The following is a 24,231-nucleotide window of genomic DNA, read 5'->3' on the forward strand; positions in this document are numbered from 1 at the left end:
ATTAGGATCTTATACTATTAGTAATCGATTTAAATTTTTGTTCTGCTTGTTCAAACGATGTTTGGTTAATATCAAAACTTCCGTACCAAATAAAGTCATATAGTCTTGTGATATTCTGAAATTTATTTTTTAATGAATTATCAGTTAGTTCCTTTAAATAATCAGTATTCGTTTTTTGAGACTCCCAGTTTATGAATTCGTTTTCGGATAATTGTTTAAGTACAGATAAATAATAATACCGGATAGCCAATCTATAGTTATTAGCTTTCAAAGCTTGTTGGATTAATTGTTCTATATTTTGGTTTTGGATGATATCTTCATCCTCTGTAAGTATGATTTGAGGTGCCTCTTGTTTTTCAAAAAGCATATCTCTTGGGTTTACTCTCATAAATAGCCATCCTAATAAAAACAATACACCTATTATGACTAAATAAGGTAAAAGTTTGAATAAAACAGCCCAGAAACCAGTTACTTCTCCTACTCCAAATATCCACTGAAGAAATTTACCCCATAATTGTCCAACCCATCGTTTAAATTGTGTCCAAATATTATCGGGTTCTTCATACTCGGTGTAGTTAAAATCTTCTTCATTGCGATACTCTTTAATTTTATCGGAACTAAACTCTCTAATTTCTTTACTAGAGTCTAAATCGTATACGATTTCTTCAGATTGTTTTACAGATATACTGTCCTGAATCTTAGCAGAAATAGAAAAAGGTATAATTAAAATTAAAAGAAGAAAGTAGCTTAGTTGTTTCAAATTATTCGGTTTTACCTAAAGAATCAATTTGTTCTAATGTTCCCGTGTGATGTTTTCTTTCATTTAGATTAAAGTAAATGAAAGCAGTGGAAATTGCTGTAAAGAGATAGATAATAATATATTGAAGAACAGAAGCTATCGTATTTAGTAGAATGAAAACCCAATCAAACATACTGGATGGATCAGAAAAACTACCTTCTGATGCAGCAGTAAAGGTTTTAAAAAATGTGTACATAATTGCAGGAATAGAAAATACCATACTTATCACATAAGATAATAATCCAATAACAAGAAGTGTTGCGAATGTTATCCACCATTCATTTTTCACTAATTCGAAACTCTCACTGATCGTATCGAAGACTGCAGATTTTCTAAAAACCAAAATAGGAAAAATAAGACTTAAAGGCACATACAAGTATATTCCTGGAATAACACATAGCATAAATCCTACTACTAGCATAATACTAGAAAGAATTGAAAGCCCTATGATACTTCCTAAATCTTTTTTTACTCCATTGATAACCGATTGTTGTAATACTACCCCTTGATTATCCGAGTATTCTTTTATGTAATGTAGAACGGTACCAAAAACTAATCCGTAAAAGATTAAAATACTTATTATCATCACAAATGCTGATATCAAAAAAGAGCCAGAATTAAACATGTTTAAATTACCAGCGCCTCCACCAAGAGCAAAAGGATCCATAAAATTAGAAGTTGCATGGGTGTAATATGCAATAGATAAAAGAAGGATAACCAAAACGATTCCAGTTGTCTTAAATAAGACCGTAAATAAAGGTTTAAAATTAGTTCTTAAAAACACAAAAACATCTGTAAGAATATCGCCTAATTCTCTTTTCTTTTTAAATTCAATGTAATTATTATTCATCTGTAGAAATTGATTTTTTATATAATTGTCTTGGGTATATTACGTAATAGAATAAAATTAATGATAAAGATAAAGCAATAATAAAAATCGCCAACCAATCTGGCATTTCGGTATGTCGAGTTACAAAACCTTCTAAAAAACCTGCGATAATAAAAAACGGAACTGTACTAATTACAATTTTTAACCCTGCTTTAATACCTCTTACAAAAGAGGTTAATCTGGTATAGGTTTTTGGGAATAAAATAGAATTACCGACTACCAACCCTGCACATCCTGCTATAATAATAACAGAAATCTCAATAGTACCGTGTATCCAAATGGTGCGTGCACTCTCCCAAAGAAGTCCTTTTTCATAGAAAAAGTATTGAAAAGAGCCTAACATAATGAAGTTTTGCATCAACATGTAGATCGTTCCAATTCCGAAAAGAATACCAAGTATAAAACAGTTTAGAGCTACTCTTATGTTATTTATGGTGATACCTAGGAACATATCGGTTTCTTCCATTTTTTTATACACAGCCATTGGATCGCCATTTTCAATATTCTCTAGGGTCATATTTACATAACCATCACCTAATATTGATCTTACAAATGCCCCATCAGTTGCAGAAGAATAGACTCCTATAGCAGTAAAAAGCGCCGAAATCAAAAAGGCAATAAGCAGTTGTCGTTGGTATTTATAAAACTCCAAAGGGAACTCTTTAACCCAAAAAGAATAAAATCGATTCTTTTTTTCTTTTTTAGTTTTATAAATTTTTTGATGAGCGTTAGAAGCTAATCCGTTTAAGTAGTTAAATGTCTGACTTTTAGGATAAAAGGTTCCTGCGTAACTTAAGTGATCCGTGATCTCAATATATAAACTAGAGAGTTCATCTGGAGTAATTTGCGCATTATTAAGCAGAACACTTTCAAATTTTAACCATTTATCTTTATTTTGCTTCACAAAAGCCGCCTCACGCATGGATCAAAAATTAGGAGCTTCAAAGAAACATAATTAATGGATAATTTTCAAATAGAAACAGCTCAAAATGTGAGTATACAGCAAAATACTGCTGGAATAGGGGAACGAATCTTAGCATATTTAGTAGACTTGTTGATAATCATCGCGTATTTTATTGTTGTAATTTTAATTGTAGCAGCTTTGGATTTGGGAATGGCTGATGAGTGGGCATTCTGGATGGTAATAGGTTTACCTCCCTTTCTTTACTTTTTATTATGGGAAACTTTTTGGGATGGGAGAACTCCCGGAAAAGCAACAATGAAGATACGAGTTGTAAGATTAGACGGATCTCGACCTGCTTTTTCTGGATATTTAATAAGATGGTTACTTAGATTGATTGATATTACATTAGCGTCAGGAGGAATTGCGGTAGTTGCAATATTATTTAAAGGAACTGGCCAGAGACTAGGAGATATGGCGGCAGGAACAACAGTAATTAGTGAAAAACAAAAGGTAAGATTTCATCAAACTATTTTAGTAGATATTCCAGATGATTATAAACCTGTGTATCCACAAGTAACGGTGTTTGACGATAGTGAGATGCGTAAAATTAAAGGCATCTACCAAGATGCAAAAAGAAATGGAAATCATAATGTTATTTTGCAATTATCTAACAAAGTGAGTAGCATTATGCAGGTTACACCGCAAGAAAAACCAATACAGTTTTTATCTAAAGTATTAGAGGATTATAATTATTATACGCAGAAATAGAACTGAAGTATCAATCTATTTTTTTAGGGTAACAAATTTTTATGATGATTGATATATTGATATAAATCATAAAATCAAATATCATGAAAGCAAAGAGTTTTAAACACTTAGAATTGCGTAAAGAAACTATTTCAAAGCTAAAAGGAGGGTTGGCACATCCTATGGGGCCATATAAGGAGCGTGTAAAACACGCAGTAGGTACTCGTAATACTTGTCAGTGCGAAACAATAGCCGATCCTTGCTAAACTATTAATGATGGCTGTCTATAAGATGATATATTTTTTAGACAGCTATTTATTTAATTACTTCTGCCTTGATAAATATGTTTTCTTTAGGCCATTCACTGCCATCAACAGGAACATTAGAGATTTTATCAGCCACGCTCATACCTTTTATAACTTTCCCAAAGATTGTATGTTCTCCATTTAGATGAGGAGCTCCTTCTTTAGCGATTACAATAAAAAACTCATAAGGTGTAGAGCGATTAGAAGGATTGTTTACCCATTGCTTGGATAAAGCCACTGATCCTCTGTTATGTTTAAGACCTTTTATTGGTTCTTGAGGTAATGTATAATCTCCAATATCATGACGCTTTTGAGCCATTTGAGTACGGTCACTATTTCCACCCTGAATAACAAAACCTTTGGCAACACGATAAAAGAAAGTCTCATCAAAATATTTTTGTTTAACTAGATAAATAAAGTTAGCACGATGCATAGGGGATTCTTTATAAAGTTTAATATCAATATCTCCAAATTTGGTGCTAATACGAACAAGAGTTTCTGGGTTTTCTTTACCATATTTTAATAAAAACTCTTTCATGTTAGTATTGGTCAGTTTAAATGGCTCTTTATCTATAGTTTTGGAAATATTGTTTTTTTCTTTTTTTGTAGTTTTTAGTAAATCTTTCTGATTCATAGTGTTTTGCTCAGAATTGTCTTTTTCATTTTTTACAACTGTCTGTTTAGTTTTTTTAGATTGTGTATCTTCACAACTATAGAATATAAAAAGACTAACGAAACCAAATACTAAAATCAATCGGGTTAATGACATTCGAAACATTTAAAAAATTAATACCAAAAATACAGAAAATGTCGGTGCCTGGAGAATCTTCTCATTTTATTATGGCTCCAGAAATTAGAAAACAGGAGCTTTATAAAATTAAGATAGAGGAGAAAAATCCTAGAGATGCAGCCGTTATGATGCTCTTTTATCCTAAAGGGAATATTACACATTTAGCATTAATTTTACGACCAACGTATGAAGGAGTACATTCGGGACAGGTAGCATTACCTGGTGGTAAGGTAGAAGAATATGATAAAAATTATGAAGAAGCTGCGTTACGTGAGACTAGAGAAGAAATAGGGGTAAATTCTGATGTAATCAAGGTATTGAAACAATTAACCAAAGTGTATATACCTCCATCTAATTTTTGGGTGCATCCATTCATGGGAGTTTCTAATGGATTACCTAATTTCGTAAAACAAGAAGAAGAAGTAGCTGAGATAATAGAAGTACCTATATCCCAATTGTTAGATGAAAGCAATGTAATTTCTAAAAAATTGTCTACTTCTTATGCAGAAAATATCGAAGTACCTTCCTTTGAATTAAATGGTTACATCGTTTGGGGTGCCACAGCTATGATGCTTAGTGAACTTAAAATGTTTATAAAATCTGCGTTAGAGGGATGATTTTGTATATTTGGCTCCCATTTTCTTCTTAATATTTAGAAGAATTTAACTGAATTGTTATCTATTATTTAATTAATTGTATTTAGTTTTAAGTATAACTAACTAATAATCAGAAGTGATAATTTTTTTGCTTGAAAATAATAGATGCTAATAAACTAAAATTATTTATGGGATTATTTAAAAGAAATCCTTTTGGACATATATTATTCCTAAAAAAATGGCTTATTAGAATTATGGGATCTATGACGCATCGTCGTTATAGAGGCTTTAATGAGTTACAAATAGAAGGAAGTGAGATTTTTAAAGAGCTTCCTGATAATAATGTATTATTTGTTTCTAACCATCAGACTTATTTCGCTGATGTGGTTGCCATGTTCCATGTTTTTAATGCTAGTTTAAGTGGTCGTACAGATTCAATAAAAAATATTGGATATTTATGGAAACCTAAACTTAATCTTTATTATGTAGCCGCTAAGGAAACCATGAATGCCGGTTTACTTGCAAGGATATTAGCATATGCAGGTGCTATTACGGTAGAAAGAACTTGGAGGGAAAAAGGCCAGGATGTCAATCGCCAGGTAAAGATGAGTGATATTACTAATATCAAAAGAGCCTTAGAAGATGGATGGGTGATTACATTTCCGCAGGGAACTACTAAACCATTTAAACCAATTCGTAAAGGGACTGCACATATTATTAGGCAATATAAGCCTATAGTAATTCCAATAGTAATTGATGGTTTTAGAAGATCATTTGATAAAAAAGGTATTAGAATCAAAAAAAGAGGAATTCTTCAGTCAATGGTTATTAAAGAACCATTAAAATTTGATTACGAAAATGATACTGTAGACGATATTGTCAGCAAATTAGAATTTGCTATTGAACAACATTCCTCTTTTCTTAAAGTAATTCCGCAAGAAGAGTTAGATGCAGAAGAAGAATTGAACAAGAAAAGACAATGGGAATATTAGAATATTTTAATATTTCCGATTTATTGAATGTTCAGAATCAATAACTAAAGTGCCAAAATTGGTTGAGACTATAGCTGTTTTCATTTTTATTTAAAGTGTAAGTTCTAAATCCCCTGATACTAAGCTTACGTGACAACAATCAGTACTTACTGTATAGTCACTACTAATAACTTGCTGATCATTAATAAATCCTCTAAATTGAATTTGTTGCTCTTGATTTACTCCAAGCACATCATCCTCGACTAATAGGTATTGTCCAAGTTGCAATTCTTGTTCGGCTGGGGACAATGAAACGGTAATATTTTCTCCATTCTCTAGATTAATCACTTCATAGGAGTCTAAAATAACAGGCTTTTGATCCTGATCAGTTATTGATACCGAAATTCTAATCAGTACTAATGTACAGATAGCATCTTCACAATTATTAGTGTCATCACAAGATATCTGTGCACTTGTAAATAATAAAGATATTAGGATAACGATTAATTTGAATGGTTTGTTCATTGTCTTTTGCTTTTTTATAAGATGTGAAAAATTGAAATGGTTGCGCAAAATTATAGAACTACTTAGAACTTTAATATTTAAAGAGGGTTGCCTATACCTGATTGTATTAAAATCTTTTTTATTCTAGTTTTAGTATGTTTTGACGATGAATTGATAGTGACTTATGTTAGCTAGCTAACATTCCTAAGAAAACTTATTTGTTAAAGATATCTAACATAAATGTTAATGTTATTTTAAAAGCTATAGGTTTTACAATTCCTGTGTAAATATTTTATTTTTAATTAAATATTTGATTTTTAATGTTTTACGAGTTTTGTTGTTACCTTTTTATTTTCTTTTTATGTTCGATAGACTCTTTTAGACTTGTAAGTACAGAAAGTATAAAACGTACCAAATATCAGTCAAGAAACTTAAAAATTAAAATACTTCATTTCTTGATTTTGCATTGTATTCGGCCGAATAAAAGTGTGTAAAAGCAATTAATCATTGTCTTGTTTTATGAAAAGGCAATGTGCAAAGTTTGACGTAAACATAAACTCAAAACTCAAAACTCAAAAAAAGAAACAAAATGAAAAATCTAAAATTTAGCTTATATATACTATTGGCCTCAACATTAATATTCACTTCGTGTAACGATGATGATAATTTCGTTCCAGATGGGGGAGAAGAAACTAATAATTTTGTAGGAGCGGTATACGCAATGACAAATGGTGAAGGACAGGTAGATGGGGTAGAACAGGGACCTAATACTATTGTAACTTATGGCAGAAATGTAGATGGGACACTTACGCCGATAGGACCCGTTGCTACAGGAGGAAATGGTGGTGATTTTGATGGAGGAGAAGGATTAGATCCTTTAATCTCAGCATATGCAATTACCAAAACAAGAGATAATGCATTTGTTTTAGCAGTAAATGCAGGTAGTAATACAATTTCTGCATTGCCAGTAAACGATGATTTCTCTTTAGGAAATCCTGTCCTTCAGACAACTTCCGCCCAAGGTCCAAATAGTATAGATTCTTATCCTGCTCCAGAAAGTATGACAGGAGTAAATAGTTTGGTTTTAGTAACCAATATTACGCGCTCAGAGTTTTTGGATGGAGGAGAGCCAATGCATAGAGGTACTTTAGATTCTTTTTGGTTATTAGATGATGGAACTTTTCAATCTGCTGGAGCTTCTGTTAATCTAGATAACAGACCGTCTTGTGTGTATATTGCTCCTGGTGGAGCGTATGCGATCGTTGCTTCTATTAATGCAGGAGCTGCTGGTTTAGATGTAGGTGCTACAGATAATTTAGGAACAGGAAGTACTGCAGTGGGTAATCAAGACGAAGTAGTTTTATTTGGTATTAATGGAGGTTCACTTACTAGATTAGATGGTGCTACTTCTACTTTACGAGGAAATGCAGAGCAAAGGAACCTTCCTTCGGCAATTGGATCTCAAATTGTTAGAGGAACAGATGGAGAATTATATGCAGTTGTTACTGAGGCTAGAGAATTTCAATATAATGGAGCACCGCCAGCATTTCCAGCTTTACAAGATGGTTCTGTTTCTACGTGGAGAATTGATGGAGATCAACTTGTAGATGTTAACTTAGATGTTAGATCAGGTGAAGGAAACACAGGAAGAACCGCTTGTTGGTTAGATTTTACGTCAGATGAAAATACATTTTTTGTATCAAATGCTATAGAAGCTGGATTGGCATCCTTTAGCTTTAATAATGGTGTAGTAACCTTGTTAGATCAAACAGCTGCTCAAGGTGTGGGAGCTACAGGTAATACTACAGATCCAGGAGCTGCATTCGGAACTACAGAAGGATGGATTGATATGTGGATTTCTGATGATGGAGCTTTCTTATACCAGTTATATGGATTAGATGGTACTATTGGAATCTTTGGAGTTAATGGACAAACGCTTAGCCCAATAGGAGAGGAGTCAGGGAATCTTCCAGATACAAATACACAAGGAATTGTAGCGATATAGAAGAATAATTGTAGTTTTATTTATTATTATTTTTCCTAAAAGCCTTAAGATTTTTAAATCTTAAGGTTTTTTTTGTCTACTCCAACCAATCCTTAAAATCTTTTACACGTTCACGTGCTACAATGATTTCTTGCTCACTAAAATGATTCAACTTGATTTGTAATCTAGAATTGGTATAAGAGATAATGTCTTTTATCGCATTTATATTTACATAGAATTTGCGATTCACTCTATAAAATTGTTGTGGGTTCAATTCATCTTCTAGAGATTCTAACGTGGTATCGATAAGATAGTTTCTGTTTTCTTTCGTATGAAGGTATGTTCCTTTGTTTTCTGAATAAAAACATTCAATATCCTCTACAGAAAAGATTTTAAGATGCTGACCGACGCGAGCAGTAAAACGTTTTTTATATACTCGATCTATTGGGTTGACTAGCAGCTTCTTAATGTCTTCAAAATCTACTTGGATAGATTGACCTGGTGATATCTGATCCTTGTACTTTTTTACAGCAGCTTCTAATTCTTCATCATCAATTGGCTTTAGTAGGTAATCGATGCTATTTAACTTAAAGGCTTTTAATGCATATTCATCATAGGCAGTTGTAAAAATAATCGAGCTTTTAATTGTAATAGCGTCAAAAATCTCGAACGATAACCCATCACTTAATTGGATATCTAAAAATATCAAATCAGGATGTTCATTATTACTAAACCATTCAATAGATTCACTAACAGAATGAAGCATTGTATTGATCTTAATACCTAGATCATCTAGCATACGTCCGAGTCTTCTAGCAGCAGGTTTTTCGTCTTCGATTATTATTACGTTCATATGTTTAATTAAAATTACTTTTTTGTTTGTACTTTTTTTCCAGCTTTCCACATAGATACCATCGTATTTATATGTTTAATATCTTCTATTGGGTTTTTATCTAATAATAAAAGATCAGCAATATACCCTTCTTTTATATATCCTATTTTTCCTAATTCGAATTTATCTGCTGGTAAGGAGGTAGCTCCTTTTAAGACTTCTTTATTTGGAATACCTGCTTCTGACATCAGGATTAACTCTTTATAAAGATCGGTTCCATAGTTAATATCTACATTCGGAGGATCGGTTCCTGCTAAAATAGGGATTCCTGCATCGTATAATCGTTTTACTTCTTTTTTTAAAAATGCTTCTATTTGTTCAATTTCTTCTGCGGTTTTTTTTCTTCGTTTCTTTTGGACTTCTATTGATACAAGAAGTGTTGGGATCACAAAAAAATCTTTTTCTTTTGCTAATTGTTGTAACTGCTCTTCTGGCATTGGAGTATCTCTCCAGATATGTACCAATCCATCGGCATTATTAGTTAGCACTTGATATCCGTCATTCATTTTAGAAACATGCACTACTACCTTTTTTTTGTTTTTATGACCTTCATCAATAATCGCTTTAACGGTTTCGTGCGATAATGAAGGTTTCCATGGTTCAACGATTATTTTAATGTGGTCTACACCTGCTTTTACTCTATCAGCTATATATTTAATTGCATCCTCTGGTCTATTTAGGGTAGGAACAGGGAAACCATATTGCGTACCGTGTCCTTCTGGAGCGGTAGCAGCATATCCAGCTACAAAAAAACGAGCATAATTTGTAGAATCTCTATAGGTCTTCATCATTCCTTGGTATGGCTCAACACCATGCATATCCAATAGATTAAATACACCAGCTCCTGCCGCTTGTTGTAAAATAGGAACTCCCCAAGCGTGTACGTGGCAATTAGTCATTGCAGGCATTAAAAATTTACCATTTCCATCAATAACAGTAGTCTTGTGATTTATTGATTTGGCAACTTTAGAGATAGTTCCATTTTCTACAAGAATGGATGTTTTTGGGATCACTTTATCACCATCAAAAATAGTTACATCTCTAATGATAAAAGATTCTTGAGCATTAAGTAAACCTATAAAAAATATAATAATAAGATGGATGAGTGTTTTCATTTTTACCTACTTTAATTTCATTATCAAAATTGGATTATATAAACAATATAGAAAGAGCATAATTTACTCCCAAAGTTGCTTTTCTTTATCTTCTTCATCCATATATTTTCTGATTCTACGTTCTTCCCAATCTTTATCAAACATAGGATTAATTCTATATGCTTTAACAGCATGGAAAGCTAAACCGATTCCCCAACCAAATGCAGCCCATAAGAACCAGGCATAACGCCATTCATTTTGATAGTAATTTAGACCAGCTAAGAAGCCTATAACAATAACATAGGAAAATAGGTTATTGTAAAATTTCTTTAATTCGTCTACTCGTTCTTTTGCGCGTTCGTATCTTTTTTGTTCTTCGAAATCTTTCATGATGATTAGTTTTTTAGTGTTAGTTTTGATTGATGTTATGATACATCTGGTGTATCTTCTTCGTCCATTAGTTCCTTGATTTTTCGTTCTTCCCAGTTCTTTCCAAAAATGAAATTATGTTTAAAAACCTTTAATCCGTGAAACAATAACCCTATTCCCCAGAGTGCAGGAGTAATGTATAAGTGCCATTGTGACCAGCTTTTAAATCCTTGATTGTCCGAATTAGTGTTGATGATTAATATAACTATGTTAATAACAATATAAAACGTTAGGTGTGTATAAAAACCTCGTTCATCATCCACTCTTTTTTTAGCTAGTTCATATCTGTCTTTTTCTTCATAGTCTTGCATAATGAATAGTTTTAGATTGTTGTTGTTTTTTGATTAATGATTTTGATCACTATAGATAATCTATAGTGTTATCTTCATTCATTAGTTCTTTGATTTTTCGTTTTTCCCATTGCTTACTAAAAATTATATTTGGATTAAAAACCTTCACCCAGTGAAAGAATAAACCAATTCCCCAGAAAAATGGAGTAATGTATAAATTCCAATTTAGCCAATTATTAAATCCTTCATCTATGAAATCTGAGTTGATCAGAAGTAGAAAAACATTTACAATTACATACGCTGTAAAATGGCTATAAAAACCTTTTTCTTCTTGGACTCTCTTTTTTGCTCTTCTATATTTTGTTTGTCGTTCTAAGTTTTCCATGTTATATTTTTTAGAATTAGTTATTTTCTTGCATTAGTTCTTCAATCTTTTTTTCTTCCCATTTCTTGCTTAAAAAAGATGGTTTTGATGCTTTTCTTAATACATCTTTATTTCCAAAAACCCATAGCCCGTGTCCAAGTAAGAATATTCCCCAAATGACAGGAGAACTAATTAGGTTTAAAAATAAATATCCGTCATATATATGGTGTTTTAGTTGTAAAATTATATAAGTAATCACCATATTAATTACTATATACAAGGCAAGGTGTGTAAAGAAAGATCGTTCGTCTTGAACTCTCTTTTTTGCTTTAGAATATCTTTTATGTAATTCAGAATTTTCCATTTGTTTAGATGTCATTCTTCTTGTTCATAAATTCTTCAATCTTTTGTTCTTCCCATTCTTTACCAAAGATGGATTTACTAAATAATTTTCCTAATCCATTTTTTCCTCTGAATGTCCATAATCCGTGTGCCAGTAAACCAATTCCCCATAATATCGGAGCACTAAATAGATTCCATGGCAGGTAATTGTCATAATTTTCACTATTTACATAATCTCCAATTTTTATTTTAAAAATTATGATTATTATATTCATTACCACATACACTGCGACGTGTGAAAAAAAACTTCGTTCCTCCTTAACTCTTTTTTTAGCACTGTTATATGCTTTTCTTTTATCATTATCATTCATAATTTCTTCGATTAGATTCGTCCATATATTTTCTAATTTTTTTCTTCTCCCAATCTTTACCAAATATTGGATGATGGTCAAAAGCCTCTGCATAATGGAAAAGTAATCCTAATCCCCATCCGGCCATCGGAAAAATAAACCAAGGAAGGCCAAAACCTGTAGTTCTATAATTTATAAATATTAAAAAAGGAATTACGATGCAATATGCTGTTAGACTTCCGTAGAATTCTTTCATTTTTTTAACTCTGTCTTTCGCTCTTTTATATTTTAAATCTTTAACGATTTCTATATTCTGTGATGCTGTCATATCGATTGATGTTATTTTTTTTGTTAATATTGGAAGCTTTGCAATGAAAGCCGTTTCTGTCTTGAATACCGAAAACTCTCTTTTAGTTAGTAATCCGTATCGTTGTTGCACATTTCCTAAACCTACTCCGCTACTTTGCTTTATAACTTCTTTAGGTTGTAAGTTGTTTTCTACAATTAGAAAACCATCGTCCTCATAAATTTTTATATGTAGAGGTCTATCTGGCATAACCACATTATGTTTGATCGTATTTTCTAATAAAATCTGTAATGATAGTGGTACTACCTTTGCTTCAGAATTACCTGCAGATTCTGGCATTTCAAAAATGATACTATCCTCAAACCTTAATTTTAGTAAGGTCATATATGTTTTTGCAAATTTTAATTCTTCATCTACAGTTACTAGTTCTTTATCTTTTTGTTCTAAAACATATCGATACACCTTAGATAAGGAAGTGGTAAACTTCTGAGCCATTCTTGGGTTTTCATCTATCAAAGATGTTAGCACATTTAAACTGTTGAATAAAAAATGCGGATCAAGCTGATTTTTTAGTGCATCAAACTTTGCTGACGCTGTTCCTGCGATTATTTTTTGTTCAGTTACCTTTTTTTCTTGTAGTGCTTTGTAGAAATACATTGCATGAAAGAATAAGGAAATTACTGTAGTAAATAATAAAGGGAAAATATAATCTTTAAATGATTGGTCAGCTAAAAACTCCTCGACAGTTTGTCTTTCTAGAATAATAACCGCTGCTATAAATTCACAAATTGCAAACCCTATCATAGTGATAATAATGGAACCTCCTGCACCAATTACTATTCTTTTAACTCCTTTATTTTTCCATTCGAATTTATAATTGATGAATCGAAAATATAATGTGTTTATATAGCATAAAAAGAAACTATACATAAAGTTAATTCCAAACCAAGAGACCGTAAAAACCTCTTCGAATTTAAAACCATTAGTTAATAAATTTAATACAGCAACTACTAATGAAATTACTAGAGAAACAATTACAATAAACTTTATGTCTTTTCGGGTATTCATATATGCTAAATATTGTTTTGTTTATGACTTACAATTTTCTTGTATTCTTGCTATCTGATCTTTTCCCCAACTTGGATAAAAAGGTATGGCAGAAGACGTCGTATCAAAGTACAAGATAGCTTTTTCTATCTCAGAACAAAAGGCTTTTGGGTCTTTACCCCAGAATTTTGCTGCTCCCATTTGCCATTCTGCGTGATATAATATTGCTCTTGGGTTTTTAGGTTCAATAATCTTTGCTTTTTGATATAATTCTTCCACTTTAGCAGAATGTGTCATTCCATATTTTGCTCCATCATATACTACATATGCAGTATTTAACATTGCTTCCATAATTAGGATTTCTGCGTTATTCTTAGAAAAAGTTTTGGCTTGATTAAGGTAATCTTGGGCTTTTGTAAGACGAGATTCTACTTCTTCTGCATTTTTAGTTCCAAACGTCTTTACAATATGGATCTGAGCAGCATAGTAAAATGGAAGCCAGTTGTCTTTTTCTGCTTTACCAATTCTTTCGAATAAGTTGGCAGCTTCATCATTTTTTTGTTGTCCCCAAAGTTCAAAAGCTTTTCCCATTCCTTTTTCGTAGGCCGATTGAGCAGTGGTAGTTGTAATTGTAAAAATGGTAAGTATAATAATTAATGTTTTCATAGTATTGGTTGTTTTACATTGTAAAGATCCTTTAATAGGGTGTGTTTTGGAATTAAATAATACCGAACTGTAGTTTTTTTGAGATGAATTGTATTACAGATTATCCAATTGATTATCGTTTTTATTATCACTGATTGTCCAAAAGAAACCGACTATAAAGAAACGATCAGCAGTTGGTCTAATAGCACGTCTAGCAAAATCACCATTAATGTTAGGAGTATTGGCGTATTGATAGTTAAATACATTGTCAAAACCTAACACATTAGATACTGATACAAATAAAATCTTTTGTTGACTAATTAGATAAGCCCAACTCATATTTAAAGAATTAAATGTTCTTGTCTTTTCACCTAAAAAGTTAATAGTATTTGGATCTGTGTATGGACGTCCAGAAGCAAAATTATAGGTAGCACTGATTAAAGATTTCCAATCTTTAGCCCAATATTTTCCAACTACAGATAGATTATGTTTTGCGGCAAAATTTGGAGTAGCACGTTCTGGGTAATTTCTATAATTTCTCTTTGTATCCAAATAGGAGTAACTCGCCCAATATTCGAAATTCTTAATAGATTTATTGTCTCTCCAATAAAGGTCTAATCCAGCTGCATATCCATCTCCATTGTTGTTGTAAAAACTGTCAAATTCTGGTAAGTCAGTATCGAATTTGACTAAACTGTTATAGCTTTTATAATACCCTTCTGCTCGTAAGGTTCTTCCATCATTTTGGTACAAGTAGTTAAGAATATAATGTGATGACTTTTCTGGGTCTAATGAACTATTATATTTAAGGACATCTTGCTGAGGCGTTTGGTAAAAATCTCCATATGCTAAAGAAATTTGAGATTTATCTGCAATTTTATACGCTAAAGAAGCCCTAGGAGATATCTTCGTAACATCAAGTAAAGCATTGTGAGTAGCTCGTAATCCAACTTGCATTGCTAATTTTTTATTGAAAAATACATTAGCTTCAGAAAAAGCAGCAGTACTGTTATTTCTAAAACTACTCCGAAAATTCCCAAAGGATTGAGCATTTGCTTCTTCTTTAAAATTACCTAAGAATTGTTCTGCTCCAAAACTTAGTTTAAATCGATTACTAAATCTTTTTCTTAGTTTTATTTTTAGATGTGCGCTATTATCATCATTATCAACATTAGTTTCTTCAATTTTTATGTCATTGTAATCATTGGCAAAACTTGCTCCAGTAGCTAATGTCCAATCATTTCTTAGATCACCTTTATAAGAGGCATTTAGATATAGATTTCTATTAGTAAGTCCAAAATTGATTCCTTCGGGTCTGTTAATATCTTCCTGAATTAATTGGAAATCAGCGTAATTTATGCCTCCGTATAATTTGAATAAACCATTATTAAATTGATGTCTATAAACAGCTTCACCTGACAGTGACTCGAAAGGTTTAATCCAATCTACACGTTGAGAAATGATTTCCTGATATGGTTTTAGATTAAGGTAAAATGCGTTGATACTTAAGGAGTTTTTCTCCCATTTTTGTGTGTTTCCTACACCAAGACCAACTGTTATAAAAGATAAATCTGTTTTTTCTTGTTCTGGTTCATTAATGGTATTTAAAAGTAATACACTAGATAAAGCATCTCCATATTCTGCAGAATACCCACCTGTAGAAAAGTTGGTGCCTTTAAATAGAAAAGGAGAGAAACGACCACGAGTAGGAATGTTATTAGCTGTTGCTGAAAAAGGTTGAAAGACTCTTAAACCATCAATGTAAACATTAGCTTCATTAGCATCACCACCTCTTACAAATAGTCGACCATCTTCTGCCACAGTAGATGTTCCTGGTAAGGTTTGGAAGGCACCAATATAATCTCCGGCTGCTCCTGCGGTAGTAACAATATCCAAGGGAGTCAATACTGATGCTTTACTATTGTCTCCTGCAGAAAAAGTACCTGCGTTAAGAATAACGCTTCCCAAAGAATTTACATCTTCTTTTAGTACTATTTTTAGATCTTTCATTTTGTTTACAGAGGCACTGAATACATAAGTTTCGAAAGAAAGAAAAGATACAATCAACATTTGTTCTCCCGTTTCGGAGGTTGTAAAAGTGAATGTGCCATCATCTGTTGTTGATGCCCCGTCGTAGGTGCCTTCTAAATAAATATTAGCCCCAGGAATAGGAGCGCCAGATGGTTCTGTAACGGTTCCTGAAATGGTAGTTTGCGCATGTAAAAATGATATGGTGAGTAATAAAATTATGGTTAGTAATGATTTCATCTGTTCTTTTGTTGTTTTTAATTGATACCCCAAAATTGAAGCAAAAAAGCAGATGATAAAATTGAATATAACTCAACTGTTGAAATAATAGGATGGAATGTTGTTTGCGGGAAAAATGATAATAATAAAATAAACTAAGGAATTAGTTGAATCATTCAACTAATTTCTTAGTTTTGCTTTTTGTACACAAATATCTTTATGAAAATTACACTTCTATTATCAATTTTTCTATTTATGTGTGTAGGGAATTATGCGCAAGAATTTACCGTTTTCTATAACGAAGTCAGAAAAGCGAATTATAGGCAGTTAAGATCTTCTATGTTAGATATTATTCCAAGGACAGAGGATGATATGTCATTGATAAGAGATAAAGCCAAAGACCATAGTAACGAATTGAAGCGTTATGAATACAACAGCGTACTAAGAATAGATGGTAGTAAGTCAATCTATTATCCTATAGAACGACAATATAATGACACAATAAATAATTCAGTTACTTATGGGAAAGGAGGTAAGCGAGTTTTTATAAGTAGAGAAACATCAGAAAAAGAGTATAAAGTTGTGTATGTCAACAAGCGTAAAAAGAAAAAATCAAGTGTTGAATATGCGTATGGAAAAGAATATTTAATTGAAGAAAAGTTATCTAAATTAAATTGGAAAAAAACCAATGAAACCAAAAAAATGTTTGGGTATACTTGTAAAAAAGCATTATTGTTTAAATCGTTAAAAAAAGAATTTACCGGATCTTACGGGGTATATACTACTAAAAACCAAAAACCTGTAGAAGTATGGTATACAGAAGATATAGATAGTTCATTTGGTCCAGCTGGATATTGGGGCTTACCGGGATTAATAGTAAAAGTGGTGGAGGACGATGCAGTTATCGTTATAGATAGAATACTTTATACACTAGATGGCTTTAAAGTAAAACCACCGAATACAGGAGAAAAAATTACTAGAGAAGAATTAGAAGATATTCCAATGTTACTTTTTAATGAACATTGATGAATTGTTAAAATATAAAATAGATGTTACAGGGAATTTATAAGAATTAAAGGGTAACATTTTTAATGAATATAACACTTAGATATATACTATAGTTATAATAGAAATTAGAAACGGATGAAAATTAAACTACTCTTAATCATTTTATTTATTTCCTTTTTAGGAAAAAGTCAGGAAATTACTGTGTTTTATAAAGAGAAAAGAAAACCCGCTCAGGTTTCGAGACGTCATGCACCGATGGATACAGAACACTTTAAGATTTATATGGATGAAATAAAGAGAATCAAAGCGGCTAGTATAGCTGATAAGGATAAAGATTCTACTGATATATTTCGCCAAATGATACAGGAGCAAGCGAATAAAATGTCTGCTCATTCTATGAAAATTTTTAAAGAAACTAAGAAGAAATCTTTGGATATTCCAGCATATGACTTTGTTACTGTTCTAAAGGTTAAGAATGAAAATTCATTGTACTATCCACAAGAAAAGGTTAGTAATGATACTGTATCCTATACCAGAACAAATAAAACAGGCCGTGAATTTGTAGATGAACGGGTTAATTATAATAATTCAGAAATTATTTATATAAATCATAAGAAAGATCAAAAAATCAGTTCGTTAAAGATTTATGAATTTGATCAAAGAGGTAGAAAGTTTTTGATAGAGGAAAAGCTAATAGATTTACGTTGGACATTAACGAAAGAGACAAAAAAAGTTAAGCAATATGTATGTTATAAAGCTGTACTAAACAACTCTGATAAAAAGGTAGAAGCTTGGTACACTAAAGAGATTATAGCTAATCATGGTCCAAAAGGATATTATGGATTACCTGGACTTATTCTAGAATTAAAAGAAGGAAAGAAAACAGTCCGTTTTCACAAAATTCATTTACTTTCTTCGGATACTACAGATATTAAACCACCAATCGAAGGAGAAAAAATTACTAGAGAAGAACTTAAAGATTTACCTTCTAAGTTGTTTAATGAATATTAAATAGATGCTATGGTTGTATTTTCTTTGAATTTAGGAACACATCTTACTTTATCATAATCATAAAAAGAAAATCATTACAGCTTTGGGAGAAAAAATTGATTAATTGATCTCTAAGCCCATCAAAAATGAAAAATGAAAAAACTATTATTACTAATCATTGTTTTATTTTCTATTACTACGCAATCTCAGCAGATGACTGTGTTTTATAAAGAGAAACGTATACCGTCTCAGGTGAATACCAGATATGATCATTCTGGTGAGAAAGAAATTGAATTGCTTGCTATTGAGATAATACAATTAAAAGCTGCAATGAAAGCAGAAAAAAATAAAGACTCTATTCAAGTACATGAGCAAAAAATGCAAGATCTTTTATCGAAATTAAAGGTCCATACTGTGAGAAATAAACAAAAATCATTAAAAATACCCAAGTACGATTATATTACCGTATTGAAATTAGAGAATAAAAAGACATTGTATTATCCACAGAATAAGGCGGGTAATGATACAGTTTCCCAGGAAGGAACTAATGAAAAAGGAGATAATTTTAAAAATGTACGAATTAACTATTATGACTCTGAAGTAATTTACATAGACCAATCACAAAATAAGAAAACAAGCTATTTAAAAGTACATGAGTTTGATTTTAGAGGAAGAGAATTTTTGATTGAAGAGGTATTGGATAAGCAAGAATGGACACTAACAAAAGAGACCAAAAAAATTGATCAATATGTATGTTATAAAGCTGTACTAAACAACTTTGATAAAAGGGTAGAAGCTTGGTATACTAAAGAGATTATAGCTAATCATGGTCCAAAAGGATATTATGGATTACCTGGACTTATTCTAGAATTAAAAGAAGGAAAGAAAACAGTCCGTTTTCACAAAATTCAGTTACTTTCTTCGGATACTATAGATATTAAACCACCAACCGAAGGAGAAAAAATTACTAGAGAAGAACTTAAAGATTTACCTTCTAAGCTATTTAATCAATATTAGAATATGATCTTAAATAGAATTACACTCGTTCTACTTCATTTTCTTTTTTATTCTTAAAAGGTCTTACTATAAGTCTTGCAGCTTTATCATAATTAATATAGTTATACGTCCAATTAAAAAACGTAACAAAACGATTTCTAAAACCGACTAAAAACCATAAGTGTATAAACATCCAAACAAACCAGGCGAAAAATCCTCCAAAACGGAATTTGCCTAAATCTACAACAGCTTTATTACGACCAATAGTAGCCATAGATCCCTTATCAAAATACTTAAAAGGAATCATTGGCATTCCTTTTAATTGCCTTTTAAGGTTCTTTACTAGATGATTTCCTTGTTGTATTGCTGGTTGGGCTACCATAGGATGTCCTTTTGGATATTCATCTGTTTGCATCAAAGCAATATCTCCAATAGCATATACATCATTATAACCTTCGATTTGATTATATTCATTTACCTTATATCTATTTGCTCTTGGTATAAGAGTATCTGCTTGCAATCCTTCTACCGGAGCACCAGTAACTCCAGCTGACCATATAAAAGTTGCAGTTTTTAAAGAAAGATCAGTATTGGTAGATACCAAGTTTGATTCATAATTAGTTACTTGTGTATTGGTATGAATACGAACCCCCATTTTTGTAAGAAATTTAGAGGCTTTTTCCGATGCGTTTGTACTCATAGGAGGCAAAACGCGATCCGCTCCTTCTATTAAATGAATTTCCATTTCACTAAAATCCATATCAGGGTAATCACGCGGAAGTACATTGAGCTGTAATTCTGCAATTCCTCCTGCTAATTCTACACCAGTGGGTCCTGCACCGGCTAATACAAAACGTAATAATTCTTTTCTCTTTTCTGGATCTGTAGTAATAACTGCCTGTTCTAGATTTTCTAACAATAAGCTTCGTAAATTCAACGCTTGTGGAAGATTTTTCATTCGCATCGCATTTTTTTCGATAGTTTCATTGCCAAAGAAATTAGTTCGTGCTCCAGTGGCAATAACTAAATAATCATAAGTAATACTACCTATGTTTGTATGTACTTTTTTTTCGTTAGGATCTATAGAGCTTACCTCGGTCATTCTAAAAAACGTGTTTTTTCCACGCTTTACAATTTTTCTTAAAGGATACGCAATAGAATCAGGCTCTAAAGATGAGGTAGAAACTTGATATAATAAAGGCTGAAATGTGTGATAATTGTGTCTATCTAATAGTACGAGTTGTACATCTTCTTTGACCATTTTTCTGGCCAATGCAACTCCTGCAAAACCACCTCCGATAATCACTAATCTTGGTAAATTAGTATAAGGAATGTTCATAAATAAAGTGTTGTTCTACAAAGATAAAATGATAATATCATATACCCTACAGAATATTTATTTTTGTTGTTTTTATGTGATAAACTACCTGATTATTAGTTTTTTATTGTTTGTTTTTATTAAAGGATATTTATAATATGTGTAAATTTTAGTTTTTAATGTGTAACGTATTTGTTTTATTACCTACTTATTAGGTGTAACTAACTGAAGTGAATAAAGAATTAGAACATAGTTTTGTAACTAATCTTGAGCAAAATCAAAATATTGTGCACAAGGTCTGTAGGATATATACGAATGATGCAGAATCACATAATGATTTGTTTCAGGAGATTACTATCCAGTTATGGAAGGCGTATCCAAAATTTAGAGGAGATTCTAAATTCAGTACTTGGATGTATAGAGTTTCTTTGAACACGGCTATTACATTATATCGTAAATCAAAAAGAAGTATTAAGACTTCTGATTTTGACGCCATGGATTTCAAAATTAAGGCAGAAGAGTATGATGATGAAATAGAACAACAGCTTAAGTTAATGTATGCAGCAGTAAAACAATTAAATGATATTGAAAAAGCGTTAGTTTTTCTATATCTGGAAGACAAATCATATAAAGAAATTGCAGAGACTATGGGAATCTCTGAAGTAAATGCAAGAGTGAAAATGAATAGGGTGAAAACGAAGTTGAAAAAAATATTAAACCCATAAGCATGGATGAATTAGAATTATTAAAAAAAGACTGGAAGAATCAAGACGAAGCGCTTCCGAAGTTATCATATAATGAAATCTACAAGATGATATTGAAAAAATCATCTTCGATGGTAAAATGGATTTTTATCATAAGTGTTTTAGAATTTATTGTATGGTCATCAATAGATATTATAGTTAGATTAACTGGTCAATACGAAGAATTAGAGGTTCTTGGTTTAGAAGGCTTTTCAATGTTTACAACGATATTGTCATATGGGATATTACTATACTTTATGATCAGGTTTTATCTAAATTATAAAAATATCCAGACAACAGATTCAGCAGCTGTTTTGATGAAAAATATTCTAAATACAAGAAAGACAGTAAAACAGTATGTATGGATTAATATAAGCTTTCTTGCGATAACGACATTGGTTGTAATCACATATATGGCATTTTATACAGATGCTTATACTAGCAAGTCAGCAGATCAAGAAGTTCCAATTTATCTGGTTATAGTGACTTCTGTGATAGTATTGGCTATTTTTATAGGACTCTTAGCACTGTTATATCGATTGATTTATGGTATACTGACTAGAAGGTTAAAAAAGAATTATAAAGAACTTCAGAAATTAGAAGTATAAACAACAAATAAAAAATCCTGATTAAATCAGGATTTTTTATTTGTTTTCGTTAAATGCAGAAGGTAATAACTGAGGAATAAATTTTATTAATAGTGGTAATAATAAACTACCGCCAGGAAGAATAAAAATTGCAAGAGAAGGAATCGTTTTGCATACATCTAGTAATTGCTGCTTCATTTGTTGTTTTTCCTCTTTAGATAAATCTCTAACCGCAGATTGACCTAATAAAATCATTAAATCCTTACTTTCAGAAATTTCCTTAATTAACCTTTTCTTATTTCTAAGGATTAAGATACTTACAGTCCTCGAGGTTTGCTTATAAAAGTGGTGTGCCGGATTAGAATAATTAAAAAAAGATATTTCTTCTTTATGCTCTTTTACAAATGATTGCACAGAATGTAGGGATTCTCTAACCCATTGATTTGGTAATATAAGTTCTGCTCCTAATGCACGCATAAAATCTTGTTCTCCTAAATCAATTTCTTTATCATTCCAAACAGCCAAACTTGTTAGATCTAGAATATATCTTTTCTCTAATTCATCAGTGTACGTATCTAAATCTATTTGATCAAAACTAGCATCTTCATCAGTATTTACCTTGGTATATCGTACAGAAGAAGCAAAAAGCTTAACTAGTAACTCATAGTAATCATCTTTTTCTATTTTCGAATTTAGAGCAAGAAAAACAATATTTGTTAATGTTTCTTCTAGAGAAGCAGCGTACTCAATGGGGTTTATATCATGAATCAAAAAATGCTCAAAAGCTAGAACATCAATAAACAATAAGGCATTTGTTAGTAAATGACTAAAATTCTTTTTGAAAATAGATTCATTCGTCTGAATCCTAGTATTAATTATTTTTTCTAGTTTCTCACTTTTACTAGTTGTCAATGCATTGACAAAGGAGAAAAAAGATTTTTTGGTATCTAAGTATTCATAAAACTCTATTAAAGCTTTAATACAGTCTTTAGAATCTCCATTATCGATAGTATCATAATACGTAACTACCAAAGCAGTAAAAAGATTTATCTTGGTTTTCTCTTCTTCTGAGTATATGATTTCTGAATCATATGACAAAGCTATTTCTACAGAAGTACCATATATAAAACCTACCTTCCTTAGTTCTGGATATAATTCATCTAGTGATGATAAAGAAAGAGAATCTATATCAAAATCTCTCAGAAATTTATCTATCCAACCAGCTGTTGATGGGTTCATAGGTTTGTAGGTTTAGCACAAAGGTAAATTTATTTTTCATCTAACGGCATTCAACGATAATCTAGATCTATAAATTGATAGTTAACAAATTTTTAACACACTTGAGAAAACCGTGTTCTTTTTATCCTCGTATGTAATAGCGTAAACATTTAAAATTAAATAAAATGAACAAGATTAGAAAAACAAATTTATTTATTCTAGGAGGTCTCTTTAGCCTAGGAGCAGTTTTTATGGCAGCAGATCATATAGATGCTCCAGCAGTTGTAGGAAGTACCGCTGACATTACGGATCTGTATGCTTTTGAAGGAGCAAATCCAGATAATACGGTGTTTGTAGCAAATGTTCAAGGGTTGTTAGCTCCAGGAAGCTCGGCAACTTTTGATGAAAACGTTCTAGTAGAAATTAACATCGACAATAATGGCGATCTGTTAGAAGATCTAGTGATACAAGCTATACCTAGAGATGGTGTGATGTATTTTTTTGGCCCTTATCAACCTTCACAGACTGGTTTGAATAGTACTATTGATGATGATACACAATACTTAGGTCAAGTTGCAATAAGTACAGGGTCTAATTCCACTACATCAGAAGCAAATGGAATTTCTTATTTCGCAGGTTTAAGAGAAGATCCTTTCTTTTTTGACTCCAATCAGTTCAATGCCATTATTGGTGGAATGGCTTCTGGAGGATTTAATAACCCTGGTAATGATGATTTTGATGGAACTAATATATTATCGATAGTCGTAGAAGTGCCTAACTCACTTTTAGGAGGGACATTTAGCCACCCAGCAGGAACAGGAGTTGAAGTATTTAATACTTGGGCAGAAGCAAAAAGAAAACAATAATCAAGAATT

At 31.6% G+C, this 24,231-nt stretch carries 28 protein-coding genes; 11 read left to right on the top strand and 17 right to left on the bottom strand.

Annotated features, from left to right (window positions below):
* Position 1: 1 nt before the first annotated feature.
* Genes D1815_RS00120 through D1815_RS00130 form a run of 3 tightly spaced genes read right to left on the bottom strand, consistent with a single transcriptional unit; the run spans position 2 to position 2,610 of the window.
* Positions 2 to 760 (bottom strand): DUF4129 domain-containing protein, encoded by a 759-nt coding sequence (locus tag D1815_RS00120; RefSeq protein WP_118385454.1) that lies wholly within the window; start codon positions 758 to 760, stop codon positions 2 to 4.
* 1 nt (position 761) lies between these two features.
* Positions 762 to 1,649, bottom strand: coding sequence for a hypothetical protein (locus D1815_RS00125; protein ID WP_027392184.1), 888 nt, complete (start codon positions 1,647 to 1,649; stop codon positions 762 to 764).
* Positions 1,642 to 2,610, bottom strand: coding sequence for a stage II sporulation protein M (locus tag D1815_RS00130; RefSeq protein ID WP_118385455.1), 969 nt, complete (start codon positions 2,608 to 2,610; stop codon positions 1,642 to 1,644). The genes D1815_RS00125 and D1815_RS00130 overlap by 8 nt, the downstream gene beginning before the upstream one ends.
* Positions 2,611 to 2,646: 36 nt before the next feature.
* Here D1815_RS00130 and D1815_RS00135 point away from each other — a divergent pair, with 36 nt between their 5' ends.
* Both D1815_RS00135 and D1815_RS23510 read left to right on the top strand, forming a co-directional pair.
* Positions 2,647 to 3,360 (top strand): RDD family protein, encoded by a 714-nt coding sequence (locus tag D1815_RS00135; RefSeq protein ID WP_027392182.1) that lies wholly within the window; start codon positions 2,647 to 2,649, stop codon positions 3,358 to 3,360.
* Positions 3,361 to 3,443: 83 nt separating this feature from the next.
* A complete protein-coding gene (locus tag D1815_RS23510; RefSeq protein ID WP_155839632.1) occupies positions 3,444 to 3,605 on the top strand; it encodes a hypothetical protein in 162 nt (53 codons plus the stop codon).
* A 49-nt stretch (positions 3,606 to 3,654) separates the two neighbouring features.
* Here the strand turns inward: D1815_RS23510 and D1815_RS00140 are convergent, their stop codons facing one another.
* Positions 3,655 to 4,413, bottom strand: a complete 759-nt coding sequence (locus tag D1815_RS00140; protein ID WP_118385456.1) for a peptidylprolyl isomerase — start codon at positions 4,411 to 4,413, stop codon at positions 3,655 to 3,657.
* Between D1815_RS00140 and D1815_RS00145 the strand changes: the two genes are divergently transcribed.
* Together D1815_RS00145 and D1815_RS00150 are read left to right on the top strand one after the other, a co-directional pair.
* Positions 4,407 to 5,051, top strand: a complete 645-nt coding sequence (locus tag D1815_RS00145) for a CoA pyrophosphatase (protein ID WP_027392180.1) — start codon at positions 4,407 to 4,409, stop codon at positions 5,049 to 5,051. The two genes, D1815_RS00140 and D1815_RS00145, sit on opposite strands and share 7 nt — an antisense overlap.
* Before the next feature lie 167 nt (positions 5,052 to 5,218).
* Complete coding sequence (locus D1815_RS00150; RefSeq protein WP_027392179.1) at positions 5,219 to 6,022, top strand: 1-acyl-sn-glycerol-3-phosphate acyltransferase; 804 nt, start codon at positions 5,219 to 5,221, stop codon at positions 6,020 to 6,022.
* A 90-nt stretch (positions 6,023 to 6,112) separates the two neighbouring features.
* On the opposite strand, the gene D1815_RS00155 is transcribed toward D1815_RS00150, so the two are convergent.
* On the bottom strand, positions 6,113 to 6,526 hold the full coding sequence (locus D1815_RS00155; protein ID WP_118385457.1) for a hypothetical protein: 414 nt from the start codon (positions 6,524 to 6,526) through the stop codon (positions 6,113 to 6,115).
* A gap of 568 nt (positions 6,527 to 7,094) precedes the next feature.
* Between D1815_RS00155 and D1815_RS00160 the strand changes: the two genes are divergently transcribed.
* Entirely contained in the window at positions 7,095 to 8,510 is a 1,416-nt protein-coding gene (locus tag D1815_RS00160; RefSeq protein WP_035084600.1) for a hypothetical protein, read from the top strand.
* A 76-nt stretch (positions 8,511 to 8,586) separates the two neighbouring features.
* Here D1815_RS00160 and D1815_RS00165 read toward each other — a convergent pair whose 3' ends face one another.
* From D1815_RS00165 to D1815_RS00210, 10 genes are all read right to left on the bottom strand, one after another.
* On the bottom strand, positions 8,587 to 9,342 hold the full coding sequence (locus D1815_RS00165; protein ID WP_118389807.1) for a LytTR family DNA-binding domain-containing protein: 756 nt from the start codon (positions 9,340 to 9,342) through the stop codon (positions 8,587 to 8,589).
* Positions 9,343 to 9,356: 14 nt separating this feature from the next.
* Positions 9,357 to 10,496, bottom strand: a complete 1,140-nt coding sequence (locus tag D1815_RS00170) for an amidohydrolase family protein (RefSeq protein WP_118385458.1) — start codon at positions 10,494 to 10,496, stop codon at positions 9,357 to 9,359.
* 63 nt (positions 10,497 to 10,559) lie between these two features.
* Complete coding sequence (locus D1815_RS00175) at positions 10,560 to 10,865, bottom strand: 2TM domain-containing protein (RefSeq protein WP_035084596.1); 306 nt, start codon at positions 10,863 to 10,865, stop codon at positions 10,560 to 10,562.
* Between the two features lie 35 nt (positions 10,866 to 10,900).
* Positions 10,901 to 11,215: a 2TM domain-containing protein gene (locus D1815_RS00180; protein WP_118385459.1), complete on the bottom strand. Its 315-nt coding sequence runs from the start codon at positions 11,213 to 11,215 to the stop codon at positions 10,901 to 10,903.
* Positions 11,216 to 11,264: 49 nt separating this feature from the next.
* Positions 11,265 to 11,579: a 2TM domain-containing protein gene (locus D1815_RS00185; protein ID WP_027392169.1), complete on the bottom strand. Its 315-nt coding sequence runs from the start codon at positions 11,577 to 11,579 to the stop codon at positions 11,265 to 11,267.
* 16 nt (positions 11,580 to 11,595) lie between these two features.
* Positions 11,596 to 11,937, bottom strand: coding sequence for a 2TM domain-containing protein (locus D1815_RS00190; protein ID WP_108803667.1), 342 nt, complete (start codon positions 11,935 to 11,937; stop codon positions 11,596 to 11,598).
* Positions 11,927 to 12,271, bottom strand: coding sequence for a 2TM domain-containing protein (locus tag D1815_RS00195; protein WP_108803668.1), 345 nt, complete (start codon positions 12,269 to 12,271; stop codon positions 11,927 to 11,929). Before D1815_RS00195 ends, D1815_RS00190 begins: the two co-directional genes overlap by 11 nt.
* On the bottom strand, positions 12,264 to 13,625 hold the full coding sequence (locus tag D1815_RS00200; RefSeq protein WP_118385460.1) for a 2TM domain-containing protein: 1,362 nt from the start codon (positions 13,623 to 13,625) through the stop codon (positions 12,264 to 12,266). The genes D1815_RS00195 and D1815_RS00200 overlap by 8 nt, the downstream gene beginning before the upstream one ends.
* Before the next feature lie 21 nt (positions 13,626 to 13,646).
* Positions 13,647 to 14,270 carry a hypothetical protein gene (locus D1815_RS00205; protein ID WP_118385461.1) on the bottom strand — a complete coding sequence of 208 codons (624 nt, stop codon included), beginning with the start codon at positions 14,268 to 14,270 and terminating at the stop codon, positions 13,647 to 13,649.
* Between the two features lie 93 nt (positions 14,271 to 14,363).
* A complete protein-coding gene (locus D1815_RS00210; protein WP_118385462.1) occupies positions 14,364 to 16,517 on the bottom strand; it encodes a TonB-dependent receptor domain-containing protein in 2,154 nt (717 codons plus the stop codon).
* Between the two features lie 198 nt (positions 16,518 to 16,715).
* On the opposite strand from D1815_RS00210, the gene D1815_RS00215 reads away from it, so the two are divergent.
* From D1815_RS00215 to D1815_RS00225, 3 genes are all read left to right on the top strand, one after another.
* Positions 16,716 to 17,522, top strand: a complete 807-nt coding sequence (locus D1815_RS00215) for a GLPGLI family protein (protein WP_118385463.1) — start codon at positions 16,716 to 16,718, stop codon at positions 17,520 to 17,522.
* Between the two features lie 117 nt (positions 17,523 to 17,639).
* Positions 17,640 to 18,515, top strand: coding sequence for a GLPGLI family protein (locus D1815_RS00220; RefSeq protein WP_118385464.1), 876 nt, complete (start codon positions 17,640 to 17,642; stop codon positions 18,513 to 18,515).
* 132 nt (positions 18,516 to 18,647) lie between these two features.
* Entirely contained in the window at positions 18,648 to 19,511 is an 864-nt protein-coding gene (locus D1815_RS00225; RefSeq protein ID WP_118385465.1) for a GLPGLI family protein, read from the top strand.
* Between the two features lie 19 nt (positions 19,512 to 19,530).
* On the opposite strand, the gene D1815_RS00230 is transcribed toward D1815_RS00225, so the two are convergent.
* A complete protein-coding gene (locus D1815_RS00230) occupies positions 19,531 to 20,829 on the bottom strand; it encodes an NAD(P)/FAD-dependent oxidoreductase (protein WP_118385466.1) in 1,299 nt (432 codons plus the stop codon).
* A gap of 209 nt (positions 20,830 to 21,038) precedes the next feature.
* Between D1815_RS00230 and D1815_RS00235 the strand changes: the two genes are divergently transcribed.
* Together D1815_RS00235 and D1815_RS00240 are read left to right on the top strand one after the other, a co-directional pair.
* A complete protein-coding gene (locus D1815_RS00235) occupies positions 21,039 to 21,533 on the top strand; it encodes an RNA polymerase sigma factor (protein WP_091408586.1) in 495 nt (164 codons plus the stop codon).
* A gap of 2 nt (positions 21,534 to 21,535) precedes the next feature.
* Positions 21,536 to 22,159, top strand: coding sequence for a hypothetical protein (locus D1815_RS00240; protein WP_118385467.1), 624 nt, complete (start codon positions 21,536 to 21,538; stop codon positions 22,157 to 22,159).
* 36 nt (positions 22,160 to 22,195) lie between these two features.
* On the opposite strand, the gene D1815_RS00245 is transcribed toward D1815_RS00240, so the two are convergent.
* Positions 22,196 to 23,377, bottom strand: coding sequence for an LETM1-related biofilm-associated protein (locus D1815_RS00245; RefSeq protein WP_118385468.1), 1,182 nt, complete (start codon positions 23,375 to 23,377; stop codon positions 22,196 to 22,198).
* 173 nt (positions 23,378 to 23,550) lie between these two features.
* Between D1815_RS00245 and D1815_RS23985 the strand changes: the two genes are divergently transcribed.
* Positions 23,551 to 24,222, top strand: coding sequence for a DUF4331 family protein (locus tag D1815_RS23985; protein WP_118389809.1), 672 nt, complete (start codon positions 23,551 to 23,553; stop codon positions 24,220 to 24,222).
* Positions 24,223 to 24,231: the final 9 nt, after the last annotated feature.

The organism is Aquimarina sp. AD1, from assembly GCF_003443695.1.
Lineage (GTDB): Bacteria > Bacteroidota > Bacteroidia > Flavobacteriales > Flavobacteriaceae > Aquimarina > Aquimarina latercula.